Here is an 18,721-nt window from a genome sequence, read left to right on the forward strand (position 1 = left end):
AAGCTCAAGGTTGAGGCGGCGGATCACCGGCTAACTGCAGAGTGTGAATCGTGTTTACCAACTGACGATAGCCCATCGGAGCACCAAGATGGTGTCCCTGAACCTGGTCGCATCCCTCGGCCACCAACCATTGCAGCTGGCGGCCCGACTCCACGCCGTCGGCCACCACAACCTTACCTAAATTGTGGGCAAGGGTAATCATTGCCGCCACTAATCGCCGCTCACTCTTACGCCGCAGTAAATCCGCCATAAACTGCGAATCTATTTTAAGTGCAGCAATCGGCAAACGTTGTAAGTGCAAAAAAGACGAGCTGCCGGTGCCAAAGTCATCTAAAGTAAACGTCACCCCAAAATACGATAAAGGCCGCATGCACAAACTGACCATTTCGATATTTTCCATCAAGGCCGTCTCGGTCAGCTCAAACTCTATGCACTTGGCGTCGACCCCCGTTTGAGCAAATATATTGGCCATGGTTTGCACCATCGCATCGTCGCGAAACTGCCGCACAGAAAGTCGCACCGCCATTTTTAATTCAACGTCACAGTCATCCTTTAATTGTTGTAAATCACCACAAGCTTGCCGCACGGCCCAGTAACCTATGGCAAAAATAAGCCCGGTATCCTCGGCAATCGAAATAAAGTTAGGCGCGCTCAAAATACCCTTTTGTGGATGGTTCCAACGCAACAATGCCTCAAGCGTCACAACTTTGCCGCTATTCACAGCAAAGCGTGGCTGATACTCCAAGTACAGCTCACGGTTCTCCACCGCGCGCCGTAGATCCTCTTCAAGACTCAAACGATAGCGCACATCGCGGTTCATCTCTTCGGTAAAAAAACGAAAGTGACTGCCCTCATGTTGCTTGGCTTGGTACATCGCTAAATCGGCACTTTTTAACAGCGCATCGGCGCTGCGACCGGCCTCGGGAAAAGACGCCACTCCAACACTGCAACCAACCGAGAGCTGATAACCATTAATGTTATAAACTGAGGTGATTGTCTCAATGATCTTGACCGCAAGATGCGCAATCTTTGATGAACTTTCGACATTTAGGAGCAACAGGGTAAATTCGTCTCCTCCCATCCGTGCCATCGAATCGCTGCGACGTAGAAGCGTTTGCAAGCGCCCAGCACACTGACGAATTAAACTATCGCCAATATCGTGACCGTAGCGATCGTTGACCACCTTAAAATGATCTAAGTCGATAAACATCAGCGCAAAACGGGCACGATCTCGAGTAGCCACCCGAATCGCATGCTCGAGGCGATCGCGAAATAGGGCGCGATTGGGGATATCAGTCAGAGGATCGTGATGCGCCAGACGCGCTAAATTTTGCTCGCTGTGTTTGCGCTCGATGGCGTAGCGTACCGAGCGCTCTAGCAGCACCGCGTTGATATCATCGAGGACTAAATAATCGGCGGCACCACAGGGGATGGCTTCACGATCAAGCAATAAGTCCATGGCTTGCGACATGACCACTATAGGGATCGAGGAAGTTTGGTTTTTAATCTCGGCCAATAAGTTTCGGGCAGCTGCTGCACAATCGGACAACAACACTAAGCCGATCGCGTATTCGCCGCCGAGCAATGCCTCTAAGCCCTCTTTTTCAAGATGACCGGCCTGTAGTTGATAACTTGCGGGGCTAATCTCGTCCAACAAACCACTTAAATACTGGGCGAGCGAATGATCGCCGCCGAGCAACAGTACGCGCGTACAGCTAATCATTGTGGTTCCCTGTTCAACGTGAAAATTCCATTTCTACCTGCCTTTTGTACGGCCATTGGCAATCTTAGGCGTTAATATTGAGTAAGTTTTCTAATTCTGTCGTGTTTTGACAATGTTAAAAACTGCGTCTAAATCAACATAATTGCTCTGACTGTAAACATACACCATTAGCCCATTTTTTGTACAGCGTTGAATTTACCTTTACGTTCCAACTCCTTCGCTGCATTGCTACAATGGCGCCCCGTGATATCACCCCTGCAATTTAGTAACGAGGCCCCGTGACCCGACTCAACCCCCGCCAACGCGAAGCTGTACTGTATGTTGATGGCCCTTGCTTGGTACTTGCAGGTGCCGGTAGCGGTAAAACTTCGGTTATTACCCGTAAAATCGCTTATTTGATTCAAAAATGCGATATGCCCGCACGGCACATTGCGGCCTTAACCTTTACCAACAAAGCCGCCCGCGAGATGAAAGAGCGTGTGGGGAGTTTAGTAAAAGGCAGCGCAGCGCGTGGCTTAACGGTGTCGACCTTTCACAATCTAGGGCTCAACATTATCCGTCGCGAAGCCAAAACCCTAGGCTTTAAACCGGGCTTTTCTATCTTTGATGCCGAAGACGCCCGCTCGCTGTTAAAAGAACTAATGATGAAAGACGGCGAGATGGATAACGACCATCTCAATATGGTGCAAAACCAAATCTCCAACTGGAAGAACGACCTGACCACCCCAGAGGCCGCCGAAGAACTAGCCCAAAGCCCCGCCGAGCTCACTATGGTGCGCATTTATGAGCGCTATAACCAAGCGTTGCGGGCTTATAACGCGGTGGATTTTGACGATCTGATTCTGGTGCCGGTACACCTATTTAACACCCAGCCCGAGGTGCTCGCCCGCTGGCAACGCAAAATTCAATACTTATTGGTGGATGAATACCAAGACACCAACTCCAGCCAGTACCTGCTGGTTAAACAACTGGTGGGCGGGCGCAATGCGCTAACTGTGGTAGGCGACGACGACCAATCTATTTACGCTTGGCGCGGCGCGCGCCCCGAAAACCTAGTGCTGCTTAAAGAGGACTTTCCCAACCTGCACTTAATTAAGCTTGAACAAAACTACCGCTCTACCAGCCGGATTTTACGAGTAGCCAACCACTTAATTGCCCACAACCCTCACGAATACGACAAAGCCTTGTGGAGTGAGATGGGATTAGGAGACGAGATCCGAGTGGTGAAGTGCGCCTCTGAGGATGCCGAGGCCGAACGCGTTGCCACCGAAATTTTGGCCAACAAACTGCGTCGTGGCGGTAAATTTAGCGACTATGCCATTTTATATCGGGGCAACCATCAAGGGCGTTTGCTAGAGATCAAACTGCAACAACACCAAGTACCCTACAAAATCAGTGGCGGCTCATCGTTTTTCGGCAAAACCGAAATCAAAGATGTGATGTCATACCTACGATTATTGGTTAACCCCGACGACGATAATGCTTTTTTACGTATTATTAACACCCCGCGCCGCCAAATTGGCACCAGTACCTTAGAAGCATTGGGCCGCTTTGCTGGCGAACGCCACTTAAGCCTACTGGCTGCCACTGACGATATTGCCCTACAACGCCACGTCCCCAAACAAAACCTAGAACGTTTACGCCGTTTTAGCGATTGGATTACTCGCGTGGTTGAGCGCTGTAACGGTCCAGAGCCGGTCGCAGGCATTGAGCAAATGTTAGAAGATATAGGTTACGAGGCCTGGCTACACCAAAATTCATCCAGCGCTAAAGCCGCCGAAAAGCGTATGAATAACGTTCGCTACCTAACAGATTCGATCCAAAAAATGCTCGAACGCGACGATGGCGAACCACTCACCATCGATGATGCCATCAGCAAGCTGGTACTGCGGGATATGCTAGAGCGCCAAGAGGAAGAGGAGACCCTCGACCAAGTACAGCTAATGACGCTACACGCATCCAAAGGGTTGGAGTTTCCTCATGTTTATTTAGTGGGGATGGAGGAGGATTTACTGCCGCATCGCAACAGTATCGAAACCGACAACATAGAAGAGGAGCGCCGTTTAGCCTACGTGGGCATTACCCGAGCCCAACGCACCATGACATTAACCCTAGCCGGCAAACGCAAACAATACGGCGATATTAACGAGACCACTCCAAGCCGCTTTATCGACGAACTACCACAAGAAGATATCGTCTTTGAAGGCTTTAGCCCAGCCACGGCCGAGCAAGTTAAAGCCACCGGAGAACAAACCATCTCTAGCTTATTGAATATGTTTGATTAATCGCACAGGGTATTTTTGCGAGATAGTAGATATAAAAAAACCCGCCGTAGCGGGTTTTTTTATATCGCAAGCTAATTACTGGCTATTTTCAACCATATAATCAACCGCAGCCATCACTTCATCATCCGAGCAAGTGGCACACAAACCCATCGCCGGCATGCCGTTGAAGCCTTTCAATGCATGCTCGTGCAAGGTATCCATGCCCTTCGCTATGCGATCGGCCCAACTTGCAGCATCGCCCAGCTTAGGTGCACCGGCAATACCCGCAGTATGACAAGTATGACAAGCTGTATCGTATACTTGCTGGCCCGAGCGTGGACCTTCACTGACGGCTGCTACAGGTGCCGCAGCACAGTCATCGCCTGCCATACAAGTCTCACCCACCGGCGCAATACGCTCGGCAATCTCTTTTGTAACGTCATTCGATTGGCTCATAGCCAACCCAGAGGCAAACAGCCCCATTCCCAGTACGACCATCAGGCCGATCATTTTTTTCGCTTGGCTCACGGATGCTTCCTCTATATAACGGCAACACTGGATGCTGCTCGGGTCTCTGGCGCGTCATTATAGCCAGAAATACCCCTCAAGGTGAATAACCTAGCTCTGCAGCCATAGACGATTAACATTTTGACTAGTAGAATGCGCTCTCACTGATGTAGAGCTAAGCGCTACTATCTAAACACTGGCACTGAACCAGTAAAACTTCAGTACTACGCATCCGTAGCTCAGCTGGGTGAGGCAAGCGTTTTACAAAGCGCTGCTTTGTGCGCCGCCGAACGGCTTTCAGCTGTGCTGGAAGACAGGGCCCGAGCGATAGCGAGGGGAGTAGCGGGTAGCGAGGGGAGTAGCGGGTAGCGCGTTTAGCGCTACTATCTAAACACTGGCACTGAACCAGTTAAAACTTCAGTACTACGCATCCGTAGCTCAGCTGGATAGAGTAGCGGCTTCCGAAGCCGTTGGTCGCAGGTTCGAATCCTGCCGGGTGCGCCACTTTCCTTCTCCGAAATCGCACCAATTCTATACCCCAATTAAATTAACATCTACACTCTCCCCTACACCCAGCAAGGACATCCGACGTGATTACGAGTAAACGCTGCCTATCTATAATTTCACTTATTCTCTGCACTTTTTTCGGAGGCACGACTATGGCTCAAGAGAATTCATCATCCGGAAAAAATCAGATCGCAATAACGCCAGTAAAACCTAAAGTTATTATTTTTGATGTTAATGAGACGCTACTTGACCTTGAATCGATGCGCTCATCAATTGGTACGGCATTAGGCAATAGAGAGGATTTATTGCCTTTGTGGTTTTCTACCATGCTGCACAACTCACTGGTGACAACAGTAACCGGCGACTATCAAGATTTTGGTAAGATCGGCGTCGCATCGCTATTAATGGTAGCTCAGAATAATGCTATTGAATTAAGTGCCGACGATGCTAAAAGCGCTATTGTAACTCCGTTATTAAGCTTACCTCCACATCCAGACGTCAAGGCCGGATTAACTACTCTTCAAAAACAAGGCTTTAAAATCGTCAGCCTAACCAACTCTTCCAATAACGGTGTTAAAACTCAATTTGAGAATGCCGGATTGACTGATTATTTTGATACCCGATATAGCATCGAAGATATAAAAATTTACAAGCCAGATTTAAGAGCTTACGCGTGGGTATTACAACAATTGAACATTCAGCCCGAAGAAGCCTTAATGGTCGCCGCCCACGGCTGGGATGTTGCCGGCGCAAAAGCCGCCGGATTACAAACCGCGTTTGTGGCAAGACCCGGTAAAGCTTTATACCCTCTGGCCGAAAAACCCGATTATATCGTCAAGGATATTACTGAATTAGCGCAATTAATGAGCAAAAAATAACTCAAAATTGTCTCTAAGCAGATATACCTTTATTCACTGCGCGCAACCGTCAGAGCAAGGAAGCTGCGACGTTATCCTTGGCTTTAATTGGTTACCCCTCACGGGCTTCAATCGATCATTGTTTCCGATAACAGCCAAGTCCAGATTATTTTGCTATAGTCTGTTTTATCATTCTATCGACTTATACACCCCAACCATAACCACTCGGATAACACCTTATGTCTATTAGCTCAGAGCTTGTTGATGAAATTACTGTTTTACGGTCTTTTGATGTGTCCGGCACTCAAATTGGTATTAAGGTGCATTCTGATGCAGCGCCCGCCGTGGTGGCAGCGACTCAGCGATTGCATGAAAAACAATTGATTACTCAACCAGATGGCGGTTATTTAACCACGTTAGGATACGAGGCCGCGGTGCATGTACAGCAAGCGTTACAGATTTTAACCTCGCCTGTAACTGCATAATTAAAACTGCTTAATTTAGCAGATTAAAGCACCAGTTAACCCGCACAAGCCAAATGCGGGCTAACTAAATTCTTGCCCGGGCAGCAAGTATTTTTATACTACTGCTTTTTTGTTAACACTCAGCGCCAGCTACTTAATAGATGCGCCAACAGTCACAGTCGGCCTACTGATGAAGTTTTAGCATCACTATCAGTCTGATCAAAAAATACTAAACGCTAAAATATTCTACAACAACGAAGAAGCCCAATGAGAGCAACGTTAAGACAAAAAATTATTACCGTTTGCGAGCAAAAAATAGCCGCCAAAGGCGATACCGTGGGATTGTCTTTTTACGCTTTTTTTGCCAATAAAAACGACAATCCTGAGCTCTTATTCGAAGCCGCCACCTGGTGGATTAAAACCCATCGACTTGATCACTTTGAGAAAGCTTACAAAATAAAAGAAATGATTGAATCTGGCGTTTAAAAAGAAATCATGTAAAAGATATCATTATGAAACACACTAATACTGGAACCATCAGTAAATGGATCGACGATAAAGGCTTTGGTTTTATTACTCCCGAATCAGGTGCAAGCGAGGTGTTTTTTCATGTCTCGGCGTTTAAAAATAACACCAGACCAACCTTAGGTTTAAAAGTCACCTTTATCCCCGAGCGGGATAAGCAAGGGCGTAACCGTGCAAGCCGGGTAAGGCCACTAACCTCAAGTCCAGGGAACAAACATACAAGCCCGGCTGTTAACGCCTTTTTTACCAGTGCTTTGTATTTATTTATTGTTGCCTCGTTAGCAGTGCTGAAGATAATACCTTATATGCTTTTATGGCTATACTTAAGCGCCAGTCTATTTTCTTACATAATATATGCATGGGATAAATCGGCCGCGCGTAAAAATCAACGTAGAATGCCAGAGGTAACACTGCATTTAGTTGCCGTTGCAGGAGGCTGGCCTGGCGCTTTATTTGCCCAACAACACTTGCGCCATAAATCAAAAAAACAAGAATTTCGCACGGTGTTTTGGTTGACCGTTATTTTGAACATCGGCGCCCTAACCTATTTACTCACCCCCTTCGGCAACTGGCTATTAAATGATATCAACTTATTTTTAGCCCAGCTTGTGCAACTATAAAACCAAGAACGCCGGCTATTGCCGGCGTTCTTGTAAACTTAATGCGACGTATAACCCCGTCTTAGCAGCGGATTGAGCCAACGACCAAAAAAGCCCGTTAATTGAATGGGTGCCTGGGTCACAGTCAAACAAATACATTCACGATCAACGCTTGCCACTGGGGTATGGGTATCACTTTGGTCACAACTCATAAAATCACCCGCATGATAAACCCCCTCTTCATCTGAAAAGCTGCCCTGTAAAATCAATGTTAACTCGTCACCTAAATGAGTGTGCGTGGGTGTTGCGCCACCGGGTTTAATACGCAGCAGCTCAACCTTAAGCCCGCTATTATCTCGACAGAGCTCGGCAGCACGGATACTGGGAGAGATGCGTGACCATTTAAGTTTTTGATACCCAGCGGGAATCAATTTACGCAAACTACGAGGCACACCCGCTGTCGGATGTTTGGTTGGGCTTGTCGCGGCTGCTCCAGATAACGTCACCCCTTCAGCTTCGATATCTTGTTTCGGTGCAGCTGGCTGCGCCTCGATGCGCGCCATCAACTCATCAAGCGACAACTTAGCGCTAGGCACAGGCGTGAGGGTTTGCATTAACTCGCCACCCAACTGATTAAGACGGCTGTAGTTTTGTCGACACTGATGACAAAACTCTAAGTGTGTCGCTACACACAGTGATTGCCCCAAGGGCAGTGTGCCCGCGGCGTAGGCTGATAGCCAGTCACTACTGGGGTGTTGTGTAATCGTCATGCTATTGGCCTCCCATCAGCAGGTACATTTTCTTTAACGCTAAGCGGATTCGCGATTTGATTGTCCCTAACGGTAAGCGCAGCTCTTCGCTCGCTTGCTGGTGACTGCGCCCCTGTAAATAAACCTTATGTAAGACATCAGCTTGCTCTTTTGGCAGCTGTGCCAGCCCAGCGTTAATAGCCTCTTGCGTCATTAATGTCTGTGCCGCCTGAAACGGTCCTGGGCCTTCATCCTCTATGTGCTCGAATAGATCATCGGCATCGATAGTCGTGTTGTAGCGACCGTTACGGCGCAACGCATCGATGCGGGTATTACGCGCCAAGGTAAACACCCAAGTATTGGTGTTGGCTAGGCTAGGGTTGTAGCTGGCAGCTTTGTTCCAAATCTTAATCATGACCTCTTGTGCCAAATCGTCGGCCACTAAGGTGGCACCCGGCTCTTGTGCCAAACTGTAAGCTCTCAACAGTGGCACATAATGCTCAAATAGCTTGGCAAAGGCGGCCCTATCTTGGCTTTGCCCTACGGCTTTAAGCCATTGCTTAAGCTGCTTTTGCTGCTCTGCTTTTACTTGTGCCTGCACCATATAGATGGCTACCTGCCTTTTAAGTTGTGCCCCAGCTCTTAATGGCGGCGCATTGTTTTTTACTGGTTTTTGGTGCTTGTGTGTAATGATTTATTTTACGCAGCAAATTGACCGTTGGATCACCTGATCCAACGGTCAATTAATAACGTATGGTTAATATCACGCATTCATTATTCGAGCCGACTATGTCCCACGCCAATATAACACCCGGCACTGCTGCCTACCGCTTACTGAATGACTTTAAGCAACTGTACCAAAAGCTCGACGAAACCAGCATCGCAAAGCTCGATCAGGTCTATGCAACAGGTGTTAAATTCAAAGATCCCGTGCACGATATAGAAGGACTGGTTGCCCTACAAGATTACTTATCGGCACAATCAGAGGGTTTAACAGAGTGCCGGTTTGAATACTTAGATGAGCTACTCGATGACAACAATGCCTATATAAAGTGGGTTATGCGCTTTCGCCACAACAAACTGGGCAACCGCTTGATTAGCGTTCGCGGGGTATCCCATATTCACTTCAGTGACAAAATTGATTTTCATGAAGACATCTACGATATGGGAGCTATGCTGTATGAGCAAGTACCACTGTTAGGCAGTATCACCCGCTGGTTAAAAGCGCGTCTAACCCGCTAATCAAGGAGGATATATGACAGCTCTAGCCCAACTCAGCAACACCCAAAGCGTAGCCGATAGTACCCAGATTAGCTGGATTACCGGCGCCAGCAGCGGCTTAGGCAAAGCTTTAGCGCTACAGCTAGCCCAGCAGGGGCACTGGGTGATCGCCAGTGCCCGTAGCCCACAAGGGCTGGCCCAACTTGCCAGTGATAACTCCGGGCCAGGGCGTATTCTCACCGTTGTTTTGGATGTTACCGACCGCGGCAGTCTGCTAGCCGCCAGCGAACTTATCAACATCAAACTGGGGCGTATCGATCGACTGATCGCCAATGCCGGCAGCTGCGAATATCTGGACTTTCCTCACCCCGACTGGAGCGCCATTGAACGGGTATTCGCGGTAAATTTTAATGGCGCCGTCGCCACCATAGAGGCGGCATTACCGCTGTTACGCAGCAACCTGCGACGCGGACATATTGTCGGGGTCGTCTCGCAAGTGGTCAACGCCCCCTTCACTCGCGCCGAAGCCTATGGTGCATCCAAAGCCGCACTGAGTTATTTTCTTAGCAGCTTACGTCTCGACTTAGCCCATGAGATCGATGTAACCGCTATTTACCCAGGCTTTGTCGCTACCCCCCTGACAGCTCAAAACGATTTCTCAATGCCGTTCTTAATGAACGCCGATGACGCTGCCACGCGCATGGCACGCGCCATTAACAAACGTGCCATCAGCTTAAGTTTTCCACGTCGGTTAAGCGCCAGTTTGTGGTTAGCACGACGCTTACCCAGTCTATGGCGCCGCGCCATGATAAAACAAAATACTCCAGAGAAAACACCATGAAAATCGCCATTATCGGGGCCGGCATCTCGGGTTTAAGCGCCGCTTATTATTTAAAGGACGAACATAACCTGCATATCCTCGAATGCGACAACCGCGTGGGGGGCCATACCGCTACGGTAGATGTTGCGGTGGATGGCAAGCAGTACTCCATCGATACCGGGTTTATTGTTTACAACGAGTGGACCTACCCTAACTTTATCGCTTTGATGGACACTTTGGGGGTTGCCACACACACCACCGAAATGAGCTTTAGCGTCAGCTGTGACACAACCGGCATAGAATACGGCGGCAACAACCTCAACACCTTGTTTGCCCAAAGACGCAATTTACTACGCCCATCTTTTCTAATGATGGTGCGCGATATTTTACGGTTTAATAAACAAGCAGTAGCCGATCTTGAGGCCGACTGTATTGATGCCGATATAACCCTTGGTCACTATTTACAAGAGCGCGGTTACAGCCAAAGTTTTATTAACCATTATTTAATTCCCATGGGATGCGCCATCTGGTCGGCCTCGACCAAAACAATGCTCGACTTCCCATTATTATTTTTTGTTCGATTTTTTAAAAATCACGGCCTGTTAAGTGTCAGTAACCGACCTCAGTGGCGAGTTATTACTGGCGGCTCAAGCAATTACCTACCCGCCCTTACCCAAGCCATTAAAGATAGCGGTGCCAAAATTGAGACCGATGTTAAAATTACGCAAATAATCCGTCAGGAAAATAGCGTTGTTATTAAGCGAGCCTGTGGTCAGAACGATGAATACGACCAAGTTATTTTTGCTTGCCATAGCGACCAAGCAAGCACTTTATTAGCCGACATTTCACCCGATGAAAGTGCGATATTAGGGGCTATAGACTATCAATCAAACGAGGTGATTTTACATACCGACACCCAGCTATTACCCAAGCGAAATTTAGCCTGGTCAAGCTGGAACTATCGTTTACGCCAGCGCGAGCAACAACGCCCCGTACTGACTTACAACATGAATATTCTGCAGGGGATTGTCAGCGACACAACTTTTTGCGTAACGCTCAACGATACTCAAGCAATTGACCCAAGTACTATTTTACAACGCTTTAATTACTCTCATCCGGTCTTTACTCGCCAGGCGATAAATGCACAGAACCGCTGGAGCGTTATCAATGGTGTAAACCGTACATGGTTTTGTGGTGCGTACTGGGGCAACGGATTTCACGAAGACGGGGTTGTTAGCGCAAAACGTGTAAGTGATGCTATTAAAGAAAATCTTAAAAACTTCGGAAAACTCTAAGAGCCACACCCCGTGAGTGATTTGTCACTAGAAAAGTCTACCATTGAACACAGTGGAATATATCACGGCTGGGTTAGGCACCGTCGTTTTAGCCCACGCAAGAACTCGTTTTTATATCGGGTTTTTATGATGTATCTCGACATCAACGAAATTGATGCCGTTCTCGCCCAATCGAGATTTTGGTCAAAAAGTCGCTGGGCCCCAGCGCAATTTAGGCGTAAAGATTTCTTTGGTGATCCATCGCTGAGTTTAGATACCGCGATACGCAATGAGATTTTAGAAAAAACCCAACAACACCATACAGGACCTATTCGAGTACTCACCAACTTGCGCTACTTTGGTTACATTATCAACCCAATAACCACCTACTATTGCTTTAATGAGCAACAACAGTTGCAGTTTATTGTCGCGCAGGTTACCAGTACACCTTGGGACGAGCGTATCAGCTATGTTCTTAGCTGTGATCCGAACAGTGAGCGGCCACGTAAACTAAAACAAAGAGACAGGGTTAATAAATTTACCTTTAATAAAGGTATGCATGTATCACCATTTAACCCCATGGACATGCAATACCATTGGCGCAGCAATGTGCCTGGCGAGCGTTTATTGATTGATTTGCGATGCTCGATAGAAAAACAAGACGTGATGGATGCAACCTTGTCGCTTAAGCGTGAACCAATTAGCACACATGAACTCAACAGAGTCATTTGGCGTTATCCGTGGATGACCATAAAAGTTGTCGGCGCGATTTACTGGCAAGCATTAAAACTTTGGCTAAAAGGCTCACCATTTCACAATCAACCGACTCAAGCTGCTAACGCAACAGTCGATAATAAAACCAAACCTTAAGGTAACCCACCATGACGATGGAGTCGCTTAACCGTCCGAGAATTGCTCGACAGGTAAAACCCAGCATGCTGGATCAGATTGCCAAAAAAACTGTTTTAAATCAGCTAAAAAAAATTACTATCGGACGCTTAATTATAGAGGACGGTGGAGAGATCACCTGCTTTGGTGATAGCGATAGCAATGCCAACCCCGAACACCACGCGCACATCTATGTACACAAAGCCAGTGCTTACCGAGGCTTTATGCTGGCTGGATCTATCGGTGCAGCTGAAGGCTATATGGCAGGATCATGGAGCTCGCCCAATTTAACGGCTCTCATTCGACTCATGTGTGCCAACCTCAAGCTACTCAACGAGGTTGACAGTTCACGCTTTGGCCTAGGGCGCCTATTAGAGAAGTTTTATCACTGGTCACGACGCAACACCGAAGATAACGCGCGCGCTAACATTGCCGCTCACTACGATTTAAGCAATCAGTTTTTCTCGCTTTTTTTAGACAGCAGCATGATGTATTCCGCCGCAAGATTCGCGACTAAAGAGACATCATTAGAAGATGCTGCATTAGAAAAAATCGATAATATTTGCCAGAAACTAAATCTTACTCCTCACGATCACCTACTAGAAATAGGCACAGGCTGGGGGGCCATGGCACTGCACGCTGCACGCCATTACGGCTGTAAAGTTACTACGACTACAATATCCAAAGAGCAGTACCGTCACGCATGTGAGGCCGTAAAAGACGCAGGGCTAACTGAACAGATAACAGTTTTATGTCAAGATTATCGAAACCTTACCGGTCATTATGACAAACTCGTCTCTATCGAAATGATCGAAGCCGTAGGACATAAATATTACCCTGAATACTTTACAACCTGCTCAAAACTATTAAAACCAGATGGCTTAATGCTGTTACAGGCGATCACGATTCCAGATCAGCGTTATGCATACGCTCGACATTCTGTAGATTTTATTCAAAAGTATATTTTTCCCGGTGGCTGCCTACCCAGCGATCGCGAAATAACCACACAACTTAGTCGCCATACCGATATGCAAATAGTGGCTATGGAAGAGATTGGAGAAGATTACGCACTTACCTTGGAACATTGGAGCCGTCGCTTTCAAAACAAACGTAACGAGGTTAAAGCACTGGGTTTTAGCGACACCTTTATCCGCATGTGGGAGTACTACTTAAGCTACTGTGAAGGCGGTTTTAAAGAGCGAGTCATTGGCACTGGACAATTTTTATTGAGCAAACCCCAATGGCGAAAATCTTACTCCAGAGCAACCTAAAAAATGATTAATCCAAAAATGCATATTGCTCGGCTTATTATCAACTTGGCACTATTTCAAGTGGGTTGGTTTGTCTGCCTATTAGGCGGCTCACGCTGGGCATTATTGTTTACTGCAATCGCTTTATTAATTCACACAACGTTTATTCAGCACTCGTCGCGAGAGTGGTGGCTGATTGCAGGCTTTGCCCTTGTCGGCATTGTATGGGATGGATTGCTAATGAGTACCGCTCTTATACAATTTTCACCCATCCAAGACACACTATTAATCGCAGGACACTTTGCGATAATTCCCCTATGGCTTATCTGCCTTTGGGTACTCTTTGCCACGACGGTTAATCACTCCTTGTATTGGCTGGCGCCCCACCCTTGGCTTGCCGCGCTACTGACAGGATTTTTTGCGCCTATCAGCTACTACGCTGGCGTTCAATTAAGCGATGCTCAACTATCGCAGCCGCACTGGCCACCATTGCTTGCTGTTGCCTTCGGTTGGGCGATTGTACTCCCAGTGGCATTGAGATTGTGTAAAAACTATTGCCGACCCAACGACGGAACAACTTATGTATAGCTTGTATTCCACCGGCTCACGAGTTTTTAATATTGCAATAGTATTACTGGGGGCTGCTGTATTTCATAGCACCGCTGCACCCATTACCGAGCAAGAAAATACAGAAAAAAAATCTCCAGACATAATCGGCGAAGCATTTCGCCAAGGTAGCAATGAACTACTCTACCGAGAGCGACATCAATACACCATTAACGCCAGCGATCAGTTAGAACATAACGTGACATATACACAACCGAATGGAGCTCCTTTAGCTTATAAAAAAATATCTTATAATGATCAAGCAACCGCTCCTAGCTTCGAATTAACCGATTCACTTAATAACGAAACTTTAAGAGTAAATATTGCAGAAAAAATCATATCCATTGCTTATGCAAAAAATGATGTACTGCAAGAGTCTAAACTGGACATCAAACAACCTTTAGTGGTGGATGCAGGCTTCGATCCATTTGTACAAAATAACTGGGAGAGTCTTAGCAGAGGAAACTCAGAAGAATTTTATTTTTTATTACCTCGACGTGAAAAACTGGTGGAGCTTCGACTAACGTCGCACACTTGTAGCGATGTTAAACCCGACACTCACCTGTGTCTTTCACTGGAAATCAACAACTGGTTACTGCGAATATTGGTTGACCCTATCGAGCTGACTTACCAGAGGGAGGGCCGTCGTTTAACCCGTTACTTAGGTGTGTCTAACCTAAGCTTTCCAGATGAAGAAGACACCCCGCAGGTCGACATACACTATCAACCAGCCAGCGAAAAATATCATGATTAACATTGCATTTAACGTCAGTGAGCAACACAATATCCAACTATTTTAACGGAACGCAGCAATGATTTCTTCTTGGGACGTCATCACCCTGGGCTTTCTTGGGAGCTTAGCGGCCGGCATGATGACCGCAGTAGGTGCTGCCGGTATTGTTTTTATTCGCCAATTGTCATCGCGCAGTGAAGATATTTTGCTTAGTGCGGCGGCGGGGATTATGTTAGCCGCCGCTATTTTCTCACTGTTATTGCCAGGTATTGATCAAGCGCAAACTCAAGGCCACAGCCAAAGCAATGCGGTTCTTATTGTGCTAGCAGGCATGCTGTTAGGCGCTACACTACTGGCTCTCATTCACCACTACACACCGCACCAACATTTTCAAAAACCCGAATCCAATATCAATGCCAAAAAACTACAACGAATCTGGCTATTTATTTTAGCGATTACCCTACATAACTTCCCCGAGGGCATGGCCGTGGGAGTTGGCTTTGCCAATGGCGATATAGATAACGGCTTACCACTGGCTATCGGTATTGGCCTACAGAATATTCCCGAGGGGCTCGCAGTAGCGGTGTCGCTAATGGCCGTTGGCTACAGCCGGTTATACTCGTTTGGCGTGGCGACATTAACCGGCTTACTAGAACCAATCGGCGGGCTGTTTGGTGCCACGCTCATCGCTGTTGCCACCCCCTTAATGCCCTGGATTCTCGGTGGCGCCGCTGGTGCTATGTTATTTATTATCAGTGACGAAATCATCCCCGAGACTCATCGTCGCAATCATGAGGGTTACGCTACATTTTCCTTGCTCGGTGGTTTTTCAATCATGATGTACCTCGATACAGTACTTGGCTAAGACAAAACCTTCAGCGCACCAAATTTGATATCAAAGCCTATTCACAACCAACAAAAACCTTTTATTCTGGTGCTTCCCCTTTTTGTTACAGGCTAAATGAGAATCGAAATCCAAGTAGGATTATTTCGCGCAAATATGGCGGATAAAACTACATTTATGCTGTTGCGTTAACAAGCCGTGAGCGGTTCAATTAAGGGCCGAATATCAATCTTACTTTGATCGAGGCCTTAGCCATATACCTCAAGGATTAAATCATGAAACGCAGAGACTTTTTACGTACCAGTACTGTATTAGCTGGTGCTAGTTTGATACCCGCCATCGCACTCGCCGACAACGATTTACCAAAACTCTCTACCGATGACACACAAGCCAGTGCCCTGAAGTATACCGAAACCAGCACCACCGAAGGCCAGCACTGTAACAATTGCGCACACGCAAATGGTGATCTAGCTGCTGATTGGGTAGGCTGTAATATCTTCCCTGGCAAACGTGTTAAAGGCGCGGGCTGGTGTGCAGTTTGGGCTGCGCGGGGCTAATACCGCAGCACTTTAATCCACATTGATGATTCCCAACTTTTCTCGAACTTATAAATCACTTGGGTTCGCAAATTACAATAAGACAGGGAATCATCTGTCTCCTATAACACTCCATAGCATTCAGCATCAAACAACTTTCTAACTTTACAACAACCAGCTCAATACCTAACGATACCTATTAACGGCTTATGTCCACAGTCACAAAGCCACCTTTACCCCTTTAAAATTTGACTCACCCTCTATTTACCGCCAATATTCGCGCCAAGATCAACTGTTTTACACAACCACAGAGACATAATATATGGCAGGATCAAGCCTACTAACACTCCTTGACGACATCGCCACCCTGCTAGACGACGTCTCGGTGATGACCAAAGTTGCCGCAAAAAAAACGGCCGGTGTACTCGGTGATGATCTAGCGCTTAATGCCGAGCAAGTTACCGGAGTGAAAGCTGATCGCGAGCTGCCTGTAGTGTGGGCGGTATTTAAAGGCTCGATATTAAACAAAGTCATTTTAGTGCCTGCAGCACTGCTGATTAGTGCATTTATTCCATGGCTGATTATACCGCTGCTTATGTTAGGCGGCGCATTTTTGTGCTTTGAAGGGTTTGAGAAAATTGCGCACAAATGGCTGCACCCTAAAGACCAACAAGATTCAGAGCATAAAGCGCGACTGCAAGCGATCGCGCAAAACAAAACCAATATGGTTGAGTTTGAAAAAAACAAAATTAAAGGCGCCATTCGTACCGATTTTATTTTATCAGCCGAGATCATCACCATAACCCTAGGAGCTGTCGCCCAAGCAAACTTTACCCAACAACTTATCGTGCTGTGCATTATTGCCTCAACTATGACTATGGGAGTTTACGGTTTAGTCGCAGGAATCGTAAAAATAGATGATGCCGGCTTGTGGCTAAAACAAAACGGCACGGCCAAATGGCAACAATCGCTGGGTGGATTACTGCTGGCTGCGGCCCCTAAACTGATGAAATTTTTATCTGTCGCAGGTACTATAGCCATGTTTTTGGTCGGTGGCGGTATTTTAGTTCATGGGGTTTCAGCGTTACATCACCTGAGCAATCAAAGCGCCGATTGGGCCACCAGCCTACCAACCGTTGGCACAATACTTGGTGCTCTCACCCCCACTCTTATTAATGGTATTATCGGCCTAACTGCCGGCGCTTTACTGGTTGCCATTATAACTTTAATTAAAAAGCTAAAGCCCGCACATTAATCGCGGGCTCGCTGGCCACTGCTGTTAATCAGCTCTTGAACCCATGCCTGGTTAACTAAAAACCACACACTAACGGCACCAATCACAGGTAACATTAAGTAACCAAACTGATAAAGAAGTGCCGCCATTTCTTGCTGCCATTGAGCTGCCTCAATCTGCTCTGCTACGGAGTCTCCCATTCGAAACAGTACATTAACAAAAAACTCTGCCACCAACCCCCAAGCATGCATCGGAAGCAATGCAATAACCCCTATGATGACTCGTTTATTAGAGAACAATTTATCGCTAACGGCATAACACAGCGCTAACAAAACGGGAATATTCCACGAGTATAGTAATGGATTAATACTTACGACTGCATGACCTGTACGCACACCATCAGCGGCGGGAACCGTGTAACGAGTAACATATTCTAACTCGCGGTTTACCCAATCGAGTTGCACCACTGCACCCGGACTAATTAAATTTATAATCCATTCACTTAAATGCGCGGGGACAATACTCAGCATGCCCGCTAGGTAATACCAAAGCACAAAAAATATCGGCAGCCAAAGCACAACGTGAAAAAAATATCGAGCTGGAGAAAAATTAGACTGAGGCATTTTGAGTATCTCGTACAGGCAGCGCCGGGATAAAACGAATCCACACCATCCAAACCAACAATGTATCTAGCATAATTAACGCCTGCCAAATATATAGGTGCGCCCAATCAAAGGCTGGTTTGTGCCAAATACCTAAATAAAACAGCGAGACAATGCGTACTAAATTTAACAACTGAATGGATACTATACCTAAGCCAATACCTGTCAGCTTATAGCGCCAAGGTGCGGGAAACGCCACAATGGCAGCCACCAGTAGTATCACCGCCTCGACGCCATTGCAGCCAGCTGCGATTTGCACGGCAAAGCCAGTTGCGCTATCAACGATTAAAATGCCATTAACTAACAGCTCACGACCAAACAGTTCAATAAAAAAAGCCGAGCTGTTGGTCAGAAATATGGTTAAAGGTTCAATAAAGTAACGCTGTCCAATGGGCAACAACTCCAATACAAACAAACCTACCATCACAGTAAAAAACACGACAAAAAAACGCAACATA

General features: G+C 46.9%; 21 protein-coding genes and 1 tRNA gene. 16 read left to right on the plus strand and 6 right to left on the minus strand.

The window, feature by feature from the left end:
* Window positions 1–4: 4 nt before the first annotated feature.
* A complete protein-coding gene (locus GILYN3_RS10175) occupies window positions 5–1,723 on the minus strand; it encodes a putative bifunctional diguanylate cyclase/phosphodiesterase (RefSeq protein ID WP_049722878.1) in 1,719 nt (572 codons plus the stop codon).
* Between the two features lie 278 nt (window positions 1,724–2,001).
* Here GILYN3_RS10175 and rep point away from each other — a divergent pair, with 278 nt between their 5' ends.
* Complete coding sequence (gene rep, locus GILYN3_RS10180; RefSeq protein WP_049722879.1) at window positions 2,002–4,008, plus strand: DNA helicase Rep; 2,007 nt, start codon at window positions 2,002–2,004, stop codon at window positions 4,006–4,008.
* A 75-nt stretch (window positions 4,009–4,083) separates the two neighbouring features.
* Here rep and GILYN3_RS10185 read toward each other — a convergent pair whose 3' ends face one another.
* Window positions 4,084–4,485, minus strand: coding sequence for a c-type cytochrome (locus GILYN3_RS10185; RefSeq protein ID WP_232305617.1), 402 nt, complete (start codon window positions 4,483–4,485; stop codon window positions 4,084–4,086).
* 436 nt (window positions 4,486–4,921) lie between these two features.
* Between GILYN3_RS10185 and GILYN3_RS10190 the strand changes: the two genes are divergently transcribed.
* The 5 genes from GILYN3_RS10190 to GILYN3_RS17075 all read left to right on the plus strand — a co-directional run bounded on the left by GILYN3_RS10190 (window position 4,922) and on the right by GILYN3_RS17075 (window position 7,467).
* Window positions 4,922–4,998 (plus strand) — tRNA-Arg (locus GILYN3_RS10190).
* An 86-nt stretch (window positions 4,999–5,084) separates the two neighbouring features.
* Window positions 5,085–5,879 carry a haloacid dehalogenase type II gene (locus GILYN3_RS10195; RefSeq protein WP_232305563.1) on the plus strand — a complete coding sequence of 265 codons (795 nt, stop codon included), beginning with the start codon at window positions 5,085–5,087 and terminating at the stop codon, window positions 5,877–5,879.
* A gap of 218 nt (window positions 5,880–6,097) precedes the next feature.
* Window positions 6,098–6,343 carry a TIGR02647 family protein gene (locus GILYN3_RS10200; RefSeq protein ID WP_049722882.1) on the plus strand — a complete coding sequence of 82 codons (246 nt, stop codon included), beginning with the start codon at window positions 6,098–6,100 and terminating at the stop codon, window positions 6,341–6,343.
* 246 nt (window positions 6,344–6,589) lie between these two features.
* Window positions 6,590–6,808, plus strand: a complete 219-nt coding sequence (locus tag GILYN3_RS10205; RefSeq protein ID WP_049722883.1) for a DUF6500 family protein — start codon at window positions 6,590–6,592, stop codon at window positions 6,806–6,808.
* 26 nt (window positions 6,809–6,834) lie between these two features.
* A complete protein-coding gene (locus GILYN3_RS17075) occupies window positions 6,835–7,467 on the plus strand; it encodes a DUF1294 domain-containing protein (RefSeq protein WP_049722884.1) in 633 nt (210 codons plus the stop codon).
* A gap of 38 nt (window positions 7,468–7,505) precedes the next feature.
* Here GILYN3_RS17075 and GILYN3_RS10215 read toward each other — a convergent pair whose 3' ends face one another.
* Window positions 7,506–8,216: a ChrR family anti-sigma-E factor gene (locus GILYN3_RS10215; RefSeq protein ID WP_049722885.1), complete on the minus strand. Its 711-nt coding sequence runs from the start codon at window positions 8,214–8,216 to the stop codon at window positions 7,506–7,508.
* A 1-nt stretch (window position 8,217) separates the two neighbouring features.
* A complete protein-coding gene (locus GILYN3_RS10220) occupies window positions 8,218–8,799 on the minus strand; it encodes a sigma-70 family RNA polymerase sigma factor (RefSeq protein ID WP_049722886.1) in 582 nt (193 codons plus the stop codon).
* 185 nt (window positions 8,800–8,984) lie between these two features.
* Here GILYN3_RS10220 and GILYN3_RS10225 point away from each other — a divergent pair, with 185 nt between their 5' ends.
* From GILYN3_RS10225 to GILYN3_RS10270, 10 genes are all read left to right on the plus strand, one after another.
* Window positions 8,985–9,437 (plus strand): nuclear transport factor 2 family protein, encoded by a 453-nt coding sequence (locus GILYN3_RS10225; RefSeq protein ID WP_049722887.1) that lies wholly within the window; start codon window positions 8,985–8,987, stop codon window positions 9,435–9,437.
* A gap of 13 nt (window positions 9,438–9,450) precedes the next feature.
* Window positions 9,451–10,257 carry an SDR family NAD(P)-dependent oxidoreductase gene (locus tag GILYN3_RS10230; RefSeq protein WP_049722888.1) on the plus strand — a complete coding sequence of 269 codons (807 nt, stop codon included), beginning with the start codon at window positions 9,451–9,453 and terminating at the stop codon, window positions 10,255–10,257.
* On the plus strand, window positions 10,254–11,531 hold the full coding sequence (locus GILYN3_RS10235) for an NAD(P)/FAD-dependent oxidoreductase (RefSeq protein ID WP_049722889.1): 1,278 nt from the start codon (window positions 10,254–10,256) through the stop codon (window positions 11,529–11,531). The genes GILYN3_RS10230 and GILYN3_RS10235 overlap by 4 nt, the downstream gene beginning before the upstream one ends.
* Before the next feature lie 12 nt (window positions 11,532–11,543).
* The gene (locus tag GILYN3_RS10240; protein ID WP_232305564.1) at window positions 11,544–12,380 is read left to right on the plus strand and encodes a DUF1365 domain-containing protein; all 837 of its coding nucleotides are present in this window, start codon (window positions 11,544–11,546) and stop codon (window positions 12,378–12,380) included.
* Between the two features lie 11 nt (window positions 12,381–12,391).
* Window positions 12,392–13,669, plus strand: a complete 1,278-nt coding sequence (locus GILYN3_RS10245; protein WP_049722890.1) for an SAM-dependent methyltransferase — start codon at window positions 12,392–12,394, stop codon at window positions 13,667–13,669.
* Between the two features lie 3 nt (window positions 13,670–13,672).
* Window positions 13,673–14,236: a DUF2878 domain-containing protein gene (locus GILYN3_RS10250; protein WP_049722891.1), complete on the plus strand. Its 564-nt coding sequence runs from the start codon at window positions 13,673–13,675 to the stop codon at window positions 14,234–14,236.
* On the plus strand, window positions 14,229–15,008 hold the full coding sequence (locus GILYN3_RS10255) for a hypothetical protein (RefSeq protein ID WP_049722892.1): 780 nt from the start codon (window positions 14,229–14,231) through the stop codon (window positions 15,006–15,008). The genes GILYN3_RS10250 and GILYN3_RS10255 overlap by 8 nt, the downstream gene beginning before the upstream one ends.
* A gap of 58 nt (window positions 15,009–15,066) precedes the next feature.
* Window positions 15,067–15,852: a ZIP family metal transporter gene (locus tag GILYN3_RS10260; protein WP_049722893.1), complete on the plus strand. Its 786-nt coding sequence runs from the start codon at window positions 15,067–15,069 to the stop codon at window positions 15,850–15,852.
* Window positions 15,853–16,106: 254 nt separating this feature from the next.
* Entirely contained in the window at window positions 16,107–16,388 is a 282-nt protein-coding gene (locus GILYN3_RS10265) for a high-potential iron-sulfur protein (protein WP_049722894.1), read from the plus strand.
* Window positions 16,389–16,689: 301 nt separating this feature from the next.
* Complete coding sequence (locus GILYN3_RS10270; RefSeq protein ID WP_049722895.1) at window positions 16,690–17,622, plus strand: DUF808 domain-containing protein; 933 nt, start codon at window positions 16,690–16,692, stop codon at window positions 17,620–17,622.
* Here GILYN3_RS10270 and GILYN3_RS10275 read toward each other — a convergent pair.
* Together GILYN3_RS10275 and xrtH are read right to left on the minus strand one after the other, a co-directional pair.
* Window positions 17,619–18,224, minus strand: coding sequence for an exosortase H-associated membrane protein (locus tag GILYN3_RS10275; RefSeq protein ID WP_049722896.1), 606 nt, complete (start codon window positions 18,222–18,224; stop codon window positions 17,619–17,621). The two genes, GILYN3_RS10270 and GILYN3_RS10275, sit on opposite strands and share 4 nt — an antisense overlap.
* Window positions 18,211–18,720 carry an exosortase H gene (xrtH, locus tag GILYN3_RS10280; protein ID WP_049722897.1) on the minus strand — a complete coding sequence of 170 codons (510 nt, stop codon included), beginning with the start codon at window positions 18,718–18,720 and terminating at the stop codon, window positions 18,211–18,213. Before xrtH ends, GILYN3_RS10275 begins: the two co-directional genes overlap by 14 nt.
* Window position 18,721: the final 1 nt, after the last annotated feature.

Source organism: Gilvimarinus polysaccharolyticus, assembly GCF_001187555.1.
In the GTDB taxonomy this organism is placed as follows: domain Bacteria; phylum Pseudomonadota; class Gammaproteobacteria; order Pseudomonadales; family Cellvibrionaceae; genus Gilvimarinus; species Gilvimarinus polysaccharolyticus.

What these genes read in the sequence shown, in the direction of transcription:
- GILYN3_RS10175 (WP_049722878.1), bottom strand. Translation starts at nt 1,723, where the DNA reads ATGATTAGCTGTACGCGCGTACTGTTGCTCGGCGGCGATCATTCGCTC.
- GILYN3_RS10185 (WP_232305617.1), bottom strand. Translation starts at nt 4,485, where the DNA reads ATGGTCGTACTGGGAATGGGGCTGTTTGCCTCTGGGTTGGCTATGAGC.
- GILYN3_RS10200 (WP_049722882.1), top strand. Translation starts at nt 6,098, where the DNA reads ATGTCTATTAGCTCAGAGCTTGTTGATGAAATTACTGTTTTACGGTCT.
- GILYN3_RS10205 (WP_049722883.1), top strand. Translation starts at nt 6,590, where the DNA reads ATGAGAGCAACGTTAAGACAAAAAATTATTACCGTTTGCGAGCAAAAA.
- GILYN3_RS17075 (WP_049722884.1), top strand. Translation starts at nt 6,835, where the DNA reads ATGAAACACACTAATACTGGAACCATCAGTAAATGGATCGACGATAAA.
- GILYN3_RS10215 (WP_049722885.1), bottom strand. Translation starts at nt 8,216, where the DNA reads ATGACGATTACACAACACCCCAGTAGTGACTGGCTATCAGCCTACGCC.
- GILYN3_RS10220 (WP_049722886.1), bottom strand. Translation starts at nt 8,799, where the DNA reads ATGGTGCAGGCACAAGTAAAAGCAGAGCAGCAAAAGCAGCTTAAGCAA.
- GILYN3_RS10225 (WP_049722887.1), top strand. Translation starts at nt 8,985, where the DNA reads ATGTCCCACGCCAATATAACACCCGGCACTGCTGCCTACCGCTTACTG.
- GILYN3_RS10230 (WP_049722888.1), top strand. Translation starts at nt 9,451, where the DNA reads ATGACAGCTCTAGCCCAACTCAGCAACACCCAAAGCGTAGCCGATAGT.
- GILYN3_RS10235 (WP_049722889.1), top strand. Translation starts at nt 10,254, where the DNA reads ATGAAAATCGCCATTATCGGGGCCGGCATCTCGGGTTTAAGCGCCGCT.
- GILYN3_RS10245 (WP_049722890.1), top strand. Translation starts at nt 12,392, where the DNA reads ATGACGATGGAGTCGCTTAACCGTCCGAGAATTGCTCGACAGGTAAAA.
- GILYN3_RS10250 (WP_049722891.1), top strand. Translation starts at nt 13,673, where the DNA reads ATGATTAATCCAAAAATGCATATTGCTCGGCTTATTATCAACTTGGCA.
- GILYN3_RS10255 (WP_049722892.1), top strand. Translation starts at nt 14,229, where the DNA reads ATGTATAGCTTGTATTCCACCGGCTCACGAGTTTTTAATATTGCAATA.
- GILYN3_RS10260 (WP_049722893.1), top strand. Translation starts at nt 15,067, where the DNA reads ATGATTTCTTCTTGGGACGTCATCACCCTGGGCTTTCTTGGGAGCTTA.
- GILYN3_RS10265 (WP_049722894.1), top strand. Translation starts at nt 16,107, where the DNA reads ATGAAACGCAGAGACTTTTTACGTACCAGTACTGTATTAGCTGGTGCT.
- GILYN3_RS10270 (WP_049722895.1), top strand. Translation starts at nt 16,690, where the DNA reads ATGGCAGGATCAAGCCTACTAACACTCCTTGACGACATCGCCACCCTG.
- GILYN3_RS10275 (WP_049722896.1), bottom strand. Translation starts at nt 18,224, where the DNA reads ATGCCTCAGTCTAATTTTTCTCCAGCTCGATATTTTTTTCACGTTGTG.
- xrtH (WP_049722897.1), bottom strand. Translation starts at nt 18,720, where the DNA reads ATGTTGCGTTTTTTTGTCGTGTTTTTTACTGTGATGGTAGGTTTGTTT.